Source organism: Arthrobacter sp. 35/47 (assembly GCF_000520475.1).
GTDB classification, from domain to species: Bacteria; Actinomycetota; Actinomycetes; order Actinomycetales; family Micrococcaceae; genus Arthrobacter_D; species Arthrobacter_D subterraneus.
Genome location: NZ_KI914616.1, coordinates 1 through 11,603, shown reverse-complemented (window position 1 = coordinate 11,603; position 11,603 = coordinate 1). Strand labels below are relative to the sequence as shown.

5 protein-coding genes and 1 pseudogene are annotated in these 11,603 nt (G+C 60.1%); 2 read left to right on the top strand and 4 right to left on the bottom strand.

Annotation, left to right across the window (positions count from 1 at the left end):
- Positions 1-193 precede the first annotated feature (193 nt).
- Together X803_RS0113380 and X803_RS0113375 are read right to left on the bottom strand one after the other, a co-directional pair.
- Positions 194-4,771: an nSTAND1 domain-containing NTPase gene (locus X803_RS0113380; protein ID WP_253907476.1), complete on the bottom strand. Its 4,578-nt coding sequence runs from the start codon at positions 4,769-4,771 to the stop codon at positions 194-196.
- Between the two features lie 214 nt (positions 4,772-4,985).
- Positions 4,986-7,718 (bottom strand): DUF3427 domain-containing protein, encoded by a 2,733-nt coding sequence (locus X803_RS0113375; RefSeq protein WP_253907482.1) that lies wholly within the window; start codon positions 7,716-7,718, stop codon positions 4,986-4,988.
- Positions 7,719-7,880: 162 nt separating this feature from the next.
- Between X803_RS0113375 and X803_RS22845 the strand changes: the two genes are divergently transcribed.
- A complete protein-coding gene (locus X803_RS22845) occupies positions 7,881-8,075 on the top strand; it encodes a hypothetical protein (RefSeq protein WP_253907486.1) in 195 nt (64 codons plus the stop codon).
- A gap of 232 nt (positions 8,076-8,307) precedes the next feature.
- Positions 8,308-9,477: a ScoMcrA-related endonuclease gene (locus X803_RS20020; protein ID WP_026545520.1), complete on the top strand. Its 1,170-nt coding sequence runs from the start codon at positions 8,308-8,310 to the stop codon at positions 9,475-9,477.
- Positions 9,478-10,095: 618 nt separating this feature from the next.
- Here the strand turns inward: X803_RS20020 and X803_RS20015 are convergent.
- Positions 10,096-10,605, bottom strand: coding sequence for a Gfo/Idh/MocA family protein (locus tag X803_RS20015; RefSeq protein ID WP_051470758.1), 510 nt, complete (start codon positions 10,603-10,605; stop codon positions 10,096-10,098).
- 199 nt (positions 10,606-10,804) lie between these two features.
- Positions 10,805-11,038 (bottom strand): annotated as a pseudogene (locus tag X803_RS21590) (trehalose utilization protein ThuA); the annotation flags it as partial.
- Positions 11,039-11,603 lie beyond the last annotated feature (565 nt).

Below are 11,603 nucleotides of genomic sequence, written 5' to 3'. Positions count from 1 at the left end.
TGTAATCTCGCGAGCCTCATCGAGGAATGGAAAGAACACCCCTACTTACAAGGACGAGCTTAGTCGCTCTTGGAGCACTCGCGATGGAATGACGCATTTGCGCCGGTGAACGCAACTCCCTGTACCGGCCTTAGAGGGGCCATAGTCACCCTGAACACTGAGGTGACTGGAAGGCTAAACCGGGTGTCATCGACTAACTGCGCACGGCTCCGTCGATTGCCCGATGGACACCGTAGACGCCGAGTTCCAGCAACCGATCGAGGATGTCGAGCAGGGCCTTGATGCGTGCGCGGTCGCGAGTCTGCGCCAACCCACGAACCACCAGATCGGAGATGTAGTGAGCATCTCCGGCAGCACCGGTCCTCATGTCGGCCACGTCATCGCCATTGATGTCCAGGAAGCGGTGTGCAGCGAGGTCAACGAGATCGTCGACCTTGTCCGGCGCTTCCTGCAGTGTGATGAGCAGTTGCGGGGTTGCGTGTACGTAACTCGGTGATTCGATCAAGTCAGCCAAGAATTCGGCGTAAGGGCGCAGGTCGTCTCCACGGAGATGACCGGCTAGGCTTCCAACTTCCTTCCGAACCTCATCGTCCTCGTCATACATTAGCCGGCGCAGAGTAGCTAGCACGAGTGCTGAATCAGCGGACCGATCAACCCTAGCGGCACAGAGTCCAGCCAACCCACGTCGAACTTCCACATCACCAGTGAGGGCTCGTTCCATTGCCGCCGGACGCTCCCATTGCAACGCGGCGAAAGCAGCCACGCCGCCGCCTACCCTCCGGACCTCGGCACCTGTCGAGCTGAGCATGCGATCGATCACCGGATCGATGACTTGCGGGTCGGCGTTGCCGATATAGATCATCAGGTCGTCCAACATGTCCGAGGCAAGGAGGAGGTCGTCGGCCTCGATGAGGCGTTCAAACGCCTCGTACGCCGTTGCCCGTGCATACCGTAGGCAAGCAGCGATTGTGTGCGCAACACAGGCGCGGACACTTAAAACTGGGTCGTTAGCAAGCTCCAGGAGGTGGCGGGCTACGAGTTCCGTGCGCGTGCCATCCGGATCATGGATCAGGAGGTCTCCGAGCGACTCAGCCAGACTCCCGCGCGACGTGTTGAAGCCGTTTTGGAACAGGTCACGTCCGGCGCGTTCGTCGTCCTGACGTACGAAGACAGGCGAGTTGTCGACAGGGTCAGGAGCATGCAGCGCCCGGTCGAGAACCATCGCGACGATATCTAGGGGTGTCTCATCAAGGACGTGACGGACGGCCCAGCCAAGCCAGCGGTCGCATTCATCGAGGCCGAGGCTCATGACGTTCCGTATCGCGTCGAAGACAGCGTGCTGTGCGTCTTCCGGAATGGATGCTTCCCCGAAGCCCCTCAGGATGGCACCGGGGTAAGCCTCGTTGGTCGCGGAGGTCAACTGCATGGCTAATCCAGCGAATCGAAGTGGATCCTCTGCCGTTCGCGCCTTCAGCTGCTCGGCCAGCTCGCGAGCGCCGCCGACCTCGCTGCCGAAGTCGCGATCATCGCTGTCGTGCTTTGACATGGCCTTCAACCACTGCGCGTTGCTCATCTTCTGTGTGGCTGGGGCGGCGATGGGTGACCCGACCGTGTAAGTGATGATGCCGGTCGGGGACTCGGGCACATCCGAGTCGAACTTGCGCTGATACTCCTGCAGTCTTCGAAGTCCTACTGAAGTTAACCGCTCGCGGTCGAGCGCGGACAGGAATTTGAATGCGGTGTGGCCAAACGACCGAAGCCTATGACGGGGGTCGGGAGATGTATATGTGGCGGGAAGGTCACGGAGCTGTAGTTCGAGCTGCAGGTGGACCTCGTCGCTGACGATCGGCGCGATGGCCTCAACAACTTCACGTGAGAGCCAGTGCGCATCGGACAGGTAGCCCGCTTCGAGGCGGGTGCCTCCTTGGAGAATCAGCTCAGCTGCCCATGAGGCGAGGGTGTTGGCCCCAGCAATCAGAGCGCGATATAACAAGGCCTGCGCCGCGTCGTGTTCGTTGGCGGCCAGGGACTGCAGCATCGACTCGATGGTTTCCGGCGACATCTGTGCCCATTGTCCGAGCGCGTCCGCCGCGCCGTTGTACAACGCGTCGTCGACATCGCCGTAGCTCGACTCCGTTCGGAACCTCAGGGTGAAGTGCCGGTCGCGAAACAGATGTCGCTCGTAGCGGTCGTAGTGGGTGGCCTCCATGACTGCCAGCAGATGCGGCACGAACGCCTCCGCGAACGCTTGCGGCTCGGCTTTGCATGCTGCTTCGATCATTTGAGTGGCGCCATACTCATGTAAGCCAAGGAGGGCTACTTTGCCGTCGCTACCGAGCGCCAGCGCAGACGGGCTCTCAACAAAGCAAGCTTTGAGCATCTCGACTGCCCAGAGTGGCTTGTGTTCCGCAAGTTCGTGTGCCGAAAGCCAGAGGTTGTGGTCGGCTGGATTGATCTCGCCGGCACTGGCTGCCTCCAGCAGCAGCTCGAACAGCCGCCGGTGTTGGTGCAGGTTAGCGCGCTGTGTCACCCAACGGAGCCACCTCACGTAGTCGGGTGACTGGTTCCGCGCCTTCAAGAGGTCAGCCACCTCGGCCTCATATTCGGCGCCGGCGTTGCCCATCCAGTCGATGCTCCTTTCTCGCAGTGTGTCGTCGCCACTGTCGAGCCACCCTTCGATGTGACCAAGGGTGTAGAACGGTCCGAACCAGCTAGGACGTGCGAGCTGCCGCCAAAGCTGTCTTGTGAGCGTGGATTCCTTCTCGGCAAGGCGGAGCACAAGTTCGACATCCTCGAACGTCGGAGCGCTGACGTTCGCGAAGACGGCGACCACCGTCTCCTTGATGTGAAAGCGAACATCTGCGCTGTTAAGGACTGCCTCGACCTCGGTCCGGAACCGATCCGGATCTCGCTCACTGAGTAGCTCGAGGATCTGCCGTACCTGTGCGCGCCGGAACAGTTCTTGCTCCTGGGCGCAAAGGAATTCGACCATCGACTGCTGTCGCGACAGCCACTGGCGGGCGAACGTGAAGTCAAAGAAGGTCTCGTGAAAGAAGGACACGCGGTCGTCCTCGATCGCGATGACCTGCTCGGAGGCGAGGACCCGCGCATGTTTGATGAAGTCACCAGGACCGAGGATCTCGACGGAGACGGACAACGTCTGCTGGTCGCTCGCGGTGTTGGCGATCCGGGCCAGGACGTCGTTGAACAGCGTCCCAGGACGCCGCTGCTCAGAGGTTTGTTCCTTGCGCTGCCAGAAGGCTTCGAAGAGCGAGCCTCGGGAGGTGAAGTTCAGGGCGCCTGGCTGGTCGGCGATCGTTTCCAGCAGGACGAGGTTGAGCGGTGACCTGAGGAGTGCACGTTGCGTAGCCGTGAGCAAGGCTGGATCGAGACCCATGGCCGAGACACTGTCCATCACCGCTTCGTCGGACAGCGGCTCAATGGTCAGGCGTTCGACATCGTTCCGAGCATCTAGTTTGCGGATGCGATGATCGTTCTCGACGTCGAACAGTCGGCAGGCCAAGATGACGCGCACGCCGTCAACCGCCGCAGCTTCTTGAATGAGATCGGCAATGACGTCGTAGCGCTCCGAGAGGCGCCCGGAAGCTAGCGATACGGCGTCGAGTTGGTCGATGATCAAGATGGCGTCTCGGCCGTCTGCCGCCGTTCGCAGCGCAGCGACCGGCGATGCCGAGAGGCCCAACTGAGTGCCCAGTTCGTTGGTCGAACCGAAAGCGCCGCGGCGGTCAAGCCGGAACGCCAGTACCTCGGCGTTCTGCGCCTCGAACTTGCCAGCCGCCTGGTAAAGAACAGAGCTCTTTCCGCCACCGCCAGCGCCGACGACAAGTGCGAGGCGCGTTGTCACCATGAGGTCAACGAGAGTTGTAGCTTCCTGCCTCTCGATCGGCGGCGAGAGCAGTTCGCGCTCGATCGTGCCGCGCCAGCTCTGGGTCGTAGCCACTACTCGCTCGTGGGACGTTCGACGTGCGTCGGAGCCGCGCGGTGTGATGCCATCGCGAGCAAGTGCGTCAAGGAGTTCACGGCGTGTCATCCGCTTGCGCAGGTTGTTTAGCAGCACCGCACCTATGGCAACTGCCATGAGGTCGCCGGTCGCCCCCTCCAAACTCACTTGGGCGAGCGTGGCGTTGGTCGTGACCAGCTGCTCTTCGACTTCAACCTCGATCCACATTCCTCGGAGGATCTCCCACGCCGCCTCAGTAGTGCCGAAGACATTCGCCGCGGTCAACTCATCAAAGGTTGGTCTCAACCCGGGCGTGAGCTGATGCGCCACGAACTGCTGTGCGTCCGCCGACTGCCGCGCCAGGCCAGCCATTACGCGAAGCGCCCCGCTCGGAGTCATAGAACTGAAGTGGAACTCACGCCCAGCTGCAACGTGACGAGCAGCTCCTGCCAAGACCCCGCGACCTCTGAGCGCTGCAATCGTCCAGTGGTCGGTGATGTTGTTCTGGCGCTTCACCTGGGTCGCGGAGATGTCACCGTGCTCGTTGATGTAGGTGAACTCTGAACCATCTGCGAGCTCAGGGTCGATCTCTTCGAGTGTGAGACTGCGGCGCTCGTCCATGATGCAGAGCAGAGCGTGACGGACGGCCCAGGCCAGCTCGTACTTGTTGCCCAGCTTGTCGGCGACCCCACCGCCGGCACCAGCCATTCGGGGCGCCGGATCCCGTGGCGTGGGATTTGTCTCGCTGTTCGAATGTTCGGATTTCTCGCTCTCTCCTTCAAATGGATAGGAAAGAGGGACGCCGGTCACAGCAACAGGCTACTTCCGCCTGGCGACAAACACCACCGTGGACAGGTAGCGAGTGTCAAACTGGGCGGTTTGACACTCGCTGCCCCGCTTGGTGGGCCGTGAACGTCGACGCCAGCGGGGTGTAGTTGTCATCTCGGGAGCCTCAGCATCCAAATTCACAACCTCGTTTAGAACGAGTAGATGGCGCCTCCCTGAATATCATTGTCGCTGCCCCCTATTGCGCCACAGCCGATGCCGTCGCGTACACATCCGCCGGCATCGACCGGTGCAGCTTCCAGGTAATCGCTATCGGTTTCTCCCCGGAATGCTGGACGTAGTCGACCTGCCCCAGGCACGTGTACGGCACAGTTAGTCCGCTCTCATCTTCGGCGGTGTCACGGGTGAAGAGGAGAACATGAGATCCTCGCGACTTGTGGTTTAGGTACCGCTGCCCCGTAGGGCTCGTTGTGGCGGTTGAGTTCTGCGATTCCCAGTGGAACAGGTCAGGGCCGATGGCATAGTCCCTGTACATGGTGGTCGTTGAGTGGTTTTGCTCGTCCTTATTCAGGGTGACGAAGAAGGCATCAGTCGAAACCGCGGGGCACCATGCAACGCCCTCGCGGTGCTGGACATTCTTGCCGAGCTCTAGGGATCCGTATTCCAGCGCTGCCAGTATCTCCTCGCGCCGATAAGTCGCGTGAGATAAGAGAGGGACATGTTGGAGGCCGGCACCGAGACTCTTCGCAGCGTGCTTTGAGTCGGCGACGCCCAGTCCTACGAGTTGGCTGATCTCGTCGCACGCGAAGCGGAACCTACGGAGGTGGTCCAGGCCGTCGTCGTAGGTTTGGAAACCACCGCCATCGCTCCATAGCGTGTAGAACAGCATTCGCGCGAAGGTCTTCTCACGGCGTCCGAGGTCTTCGTATCGCGGAGCATCCTCGCTGACGAGCATCGTGTAGGCAGCAGCACGTTCGGGGTCGTCAATGTGAAGCAGGCGCACCATGCGGAGTAGAAGTTGCTTCTCCTCCGCAAGCTCGGCTAGGTTGCCCGCAATTGCAGCTTCGCCCGGTGACATACCCCCGATCAGGCCGGCCAGGCGCAGGTACCCAGTCCAGGAATCCTTCGTCGAGCGGTAGATGGTCTTCAGGTCGTTGCCAGACCGTTCAAGATATTCCGCCAGTACCGTTTCGCCATAGGAGGCGATGTCACGCACGAGTTGCGCGCGGTTGAACCGCAACTGAGCCCGGATGTTCTCCAGCACGACTCGCTGCGCCACCCGGTCAAGAACGATCTGGGAACCAGACGGCAGGAACGGGAACTCCTCGTCGACCGCTTTCTCCAGCTGCTTCCGACCGAATCCCGTGAGCGCTCGATACCGCAGATCGAAGCGGAACTCGCGGCGCTGCTGCCCGATGAAGTCCAGCACTGTGAGGACCGATTTCTCCTCATCGCGTCGCAGCCCGCGGCCAAGCTGCTGAAGAAAAATCGTTGCGCTCTGGGTCGGGCGGAGCATGAGAATCGTGTCTACTTCGGGGAGGTCAAGGCCTTCATTGAACAGGTCAACGGTGAAGATGCAGTTAATCTTGCGGTCACGCAATTGTGTGAGTGCAAGCCCGCGTTCGTCGTCGTCCGTTCCACCATGCAGGGCTATCGACGCAATGCCTGCCCGGTTGAAAACCTCGGCCATGTAGTGGGCATGTTGGACGGAGACGCAGAAGCCGAGGGCACGCATCTGTTCGGTTCCGGTGACTTTGTCGCGGAGTTCGCGGATGACTTTGGCTGCGCGGGCGTCGTTGCCGGTGTAGAGGCGGTCGAGCTGGGCGAGATCGTAGTTGCCACGCTTCCACTCCACCTGGCTGAGATCGACGTCGTCGGACACGCCGAAGTAGTGGAAGGGCACCAGAAGGTCGGCGTCGAGGGCATCCCAGAGTCGCAGTTCGCTCGCCGTACGACCGTCGAAGAACTGGTCGGCGACGTTGACGCCGTCGCCTCGCTCAGGTGTCGCCGTGAGGCCGAGTAGCTGCTGCGGTGTGAGGTGGTCGATCAAGCTCCGATAGGTAGGCGCCATGGCGTGGTGGAACTCGTCGATGACGACGATATCGAACATGTTGGGTTCGAGCTGCTGGATGCCCCTGGCGTTGAGTGACTGGACCGATGCGAAGACCTGCTTCCACTGTGTCGGCTTGTTGTCGCCGACGTAGAGCTCGCCGAAAGCGCCGTCTTGCATCACGTTGCGGTAGGTGCGCATAGATTGGCGCAGGATTTCTTGGCGGTGCGCAACGAAGAGGAGCGTGAGGTTTCGGCCTGCGGCTTCGCTGAGACGTTTGTAGTCGAGCGCGGCGATGACGGTCTTGCCGGTTCCGGTGGCGGCAACGAGGAGATTGCGAGTGTGGCCTTTGAGTCGTTCGGCCTCAAGCGCTTCGAGCATCTCCTCCTGGTGCAAGTAGGGCTGGACCTCCAGTCCGGTGACGCCATCCGGAGCTATGGTGCGTTTACCACCGTTACGTTCGAGGGCTGCGTCCAGTTTGTCGCCATCTCGCTCGGGATCATAGCTCTGGAAGGCTCGCTGCTCCCAGTAGCTGTCGAAGGTGACCTCGAACTTCTTCAGCAGTTTGGGCGTGGCGATATTGGAGAGCCTGACGTTCCACTCGAGCCCATCGAGGAGTGCGGCTTTGCTGAGATTTGAGCTTCCGACGTAGGCGGTGTCGAAGCCTGTGTCCCTTCTGAATAGCCACGCTTTAGCATGAAGGCGGGTGGCCTGGGTTTCGTAGCTGATCTTGACTTCGGCGCCGTAACGGGTGACGAGTTCGTCGATGGCACGGCGTTCGGTGGCACCCATGTAGGTGGTGGTGATGACGCGGAGCCTTGCCCCGCGTTCGTGGAGCCTTTCAAGGGCGGGGTGGAGCAAGCGAAGTCCGGTCCAGCGGACGAAGGCGCAGAGGAGGTCGACGGTGTTCGCTGAGTCCATCTCTGTTCTGATCTCTGCTGCGAGGTTCGGATCGTCCTTGCTGTTAGTTAGGAGTGCCGATTCGCTGAGGCGTGTGGTGGGTCGTTTGACGCTGCGGCGTCGTAGGTTCTCAGGTCGGTGGAGTCCGTGGAGTTCCTGAGGCCCTGCGGCGATGGTGCTCGGGTGGCTGAGATGCTCCAGAATGCTGTTGGCGATCTGGACGCGCGCCTCCGGGGCGGCTTCCGCCAGGGCATGTCTCACGGCGTCGGCTACGTGACGCGAGAGGATGTCAGGCGCGTTGCTCTCATCAACCTGCTCGAACGAAGCGTGCAGTTCAGGTGTCGCCGCCAATTGCCCGGCGATTACGTCAGTTTTTAGGAGCTCATACAGCCCCTCTAGCAGCTGCGGCGCTGCCCCTCCCCCATTGGTTTGGCTCACTTGACCAGGGTAGATGATCGCAGCGACTTTGCATGGCGAACTAACTCCTGGGTGGCTGGTCCACGTGTGATCATGGGAACCAACACAGATTTAAGGGGAAGCAAAAATGGTGTCTCTGAATAGACTGTCCGACCCTCGAGCTGTACATCAAGCAATCGAAGAATTCAGACGCATGGGGCCAGAGAGCTTTCGCCAAACTTACAAAGGAGGACGTTCCAGAGACTACGTTGCCCTCGTCGATGGGGAACTGATCGATTCCAAGCCTTTGGCAGCGTCTGCGTATCGGCATCAATTCGCCATCAAGATAACTTGTGCTGATTTCAGCGGGGGCGAGCAAACACGTCGCGCTTTGAAGCCACTTCTCGAAGCTTTAGGGCACTCCTGGGTAACGGTCTCGGAAGGTCGATCGATCGCTACCGGACGACAGCCCCCCATAGACGATGCACGCCGCGCCTACAGCGTGGAAGAAATCCTCGAGGAGTACGGCGCTATCGATACGGAATTCAACAACATTGCCCAATCGGACGAGGGGTTACTTCTTATCGGTTTCGACACAACCGTGTTCGCTGGTTGGAATGGTTGGTCTCCCGATGCGAGCACATACACCGTACCCGTGGGGCAGCGCCGCGCGCTCGACATCATCCTCGGCATGGGACACGCCGGACGCATTCGCGTGTTTGAAGTGTCCCGTCGCTTGCCTGGATACGTTGATTCCGGTGAGTTCAGATTAGACGCGCACCAGAGATACACGGAGCTCGGTGATGCTTCGCGGCCGGGTCAATACCTCGTCCACCTGTCCCCCATCGACGAGGCGGCTGTCACTCCGATTCTCTTCGCCAATACCCCGCAGAGTTTTGAAACCGACACAAAGATCGAATTAGTATCAGTTGAGAATCACAATGCGTCAGTCTATGAGGTGTCAGGACGAAGTCTAAGTGAGGCTGATAGACGAGAAGCTGACCTGGTGTCGACCTTCTCCAACGCTCTCATAACAGCCGGTCATAAAGTTGGACGCTTTAAAATAACGGCCCAGGGGTGTATTAGCCCCCTCTTTTCTGACCTTTTCGACGTCACCGATAACGTCCTATACGAGGCCAAATCCTCACCTAGTCGAGCACACCTCCGTCTTGGTCTGGGCCAGATCCTCGACTATCGCCGCTACCTCGATGCGAGCTCTCCGCGAGCAGCGTTGCTAGTTCCCCAGGAACCACAGCGAGACATGCTCGACCTACTGGTGAGCTACGGCGTCTGGACCGTATGGCCGGGTGGCGACGGGGCTTATATTCGTTTCACCGAAAACGACTATGAGGTCTTTCCGCTCCATGAGCAAAAAACTCGATGACCAAGTCCCGAATTTTCATTAGTCGCGGGCCATCATCACCGGCAACGATGTCATCGGTTCCAATTGCCGACACCGACGGGCTTTGAGATGCGGGGCTAACGAATCGCCCAGTCGTGGCCGCAACTCTGACATATAGCGGTCTTCTGAGCCTTATACTTCATCTTTTCGGTACCCTTGGACTTCTTCCACACCAAGTTAGAGACCCCTAGGGTCCCAAGTGCTGTAAGACCGCGCGCTGCATTGTTTGTATGTCCGCCGAAACCGGTTCCGTGCTTCCGTGTGCGCCCGCCCGACTGCAGCATTTCGATAGTGACATTGTCGCTGGCGCACTTTACGCACTTCATCGCGGTTCTCCTCCGATTTAAGCCGATATCTGCCGCGAACAAGTCCTGTCGGCGATAACAGTTACTGTACGACAAAAAGTACATTTCGACTCGCTGAAATAGCTCCGCAGCCGCTAACACGACACGTTCCGGTTCACACCGCCTGTTTGGAACACCGCGGTGGCGACAGCAGCGCCGTTGTAGCATCTCGACGGCCGATTGAACTTTTAGCTCCTGCACTGCGGAGCTGCGCAGCACACCCAGGCAAAGCGGCAGCTCGACGGGTTACCCGCAACTACCCGTATACACGCGTACCGGGTCCGCCGCTCGGCTGGAACATAGCGGTGGCGGCAGCAGCGCCGCTGTACCAGCTCCACGAGGGGTTGAACTCCTCGCAGTACACCGACACTGGATCCTGATCCAGCAGGAACCACAGCGCATCGAACTGGTGGATCGCCATATCCACCAACAGCACATGCGCCATCTCTGCCCGGAACCCACCAAAATGCGGGGCCTTGAAGAAGTCGGTCGTCACCACACCAATGTCGCCCAGCTGACCCGTCAGCGCCTTCTGCTGCGTCAGCCCCTGGACATACCAGCGGGACTGGCTGATCATCAACAGCTGCCCGCGCTCCTCCGCCGCAGCCGCCAACGAGAGTCCCTCGGCCACCGTCGGCGCGACCGGCTTCTCACACAGCATCGGCAACCCGGCGAACATCGTCTCCACATTCACCGGATGATGCGCCGCCGGCACCGTCACGTTCACGCCGGCGTGAGCCCCGGTCGCGTCCGCCACCTCCGACACCGACGTGCCGAGTGCAACATCCCGCAGCCCGAACTCCTCGACCGCGGCCTGCGCGGCACACCTAGGTTGAAGTCCACGAGACCGACCAGTTCGACGTCGTCGTTCGCTTGAAGAGTGCGGATCCAGGCCTTGCCCATCCCGCCGGCTCCCACCTGCACCACACGCAGCGGTCCGGCGGTCTCGACCGTCTTGAAGGTAATCAACTGCTCATCGCTCCCTGGTAGCCGTGGCCGGTGTAGAAGTCCTCGGTTTCGTAGCGCAGCAGCACCGGGTCGGTACGCTCCGGCCGCAGGGTCTTGGCCCACTCGACGCCGTTGGCGATCACGCGGCGCACGTCCTTGTGGAGGTAGACCGGGTAGTCCTAGTCGCCCGGGCTGAAGAAGAAGATCTTCCCGAAGCCGCGCTTGAAAGTGCAGCCGCTGTGGAACACTTGCTCCGGGTGGGTGGTCGCGGTCACAATAGGTTCAATTGAAGGATAAACTTTCCGCGGGGAAAGCAACTGGGCGTTCCGCCGCCCGGATGCCGGGCCTTCATTACAAGGACATGAATGATCCGCCCTCGTCTTGCGCGTACGCCTACCAGCGCCTTATTCCCCGCACTGCGAACCCTCAGCTTATTCACTTCCCGCGATGTCAACTTCATTCGCTTACTATGTCGCCCGCTTGTTATACCTGGCTGCAACGTCAGGCATGGTGTCATCGTAGTCCTAAGCGTAGAACCGCCCGTGTCTGTTCCATAGCCGTAGGTGACGCAGTCACTGCCCACATCTGCCCCGTCCGGGTAACAGCTGAAAGCTTGTCGCTGTCAGCTGTCCGACTTCGCGGCATAAGAAGATAGAGACAATTAGAAGTGAAGACTCTAAAGCGACTTATCATTGCGCTACTTGCCCTAGCGCTCAGCGTTTCCTCACCTGGACCGGCTATTGCTGCGGACGTCACGGCGCCGCAGATCGTTTCAGTAACGTTGGATTCCCCTCAAACGGTAGGACCCGGGGAAAA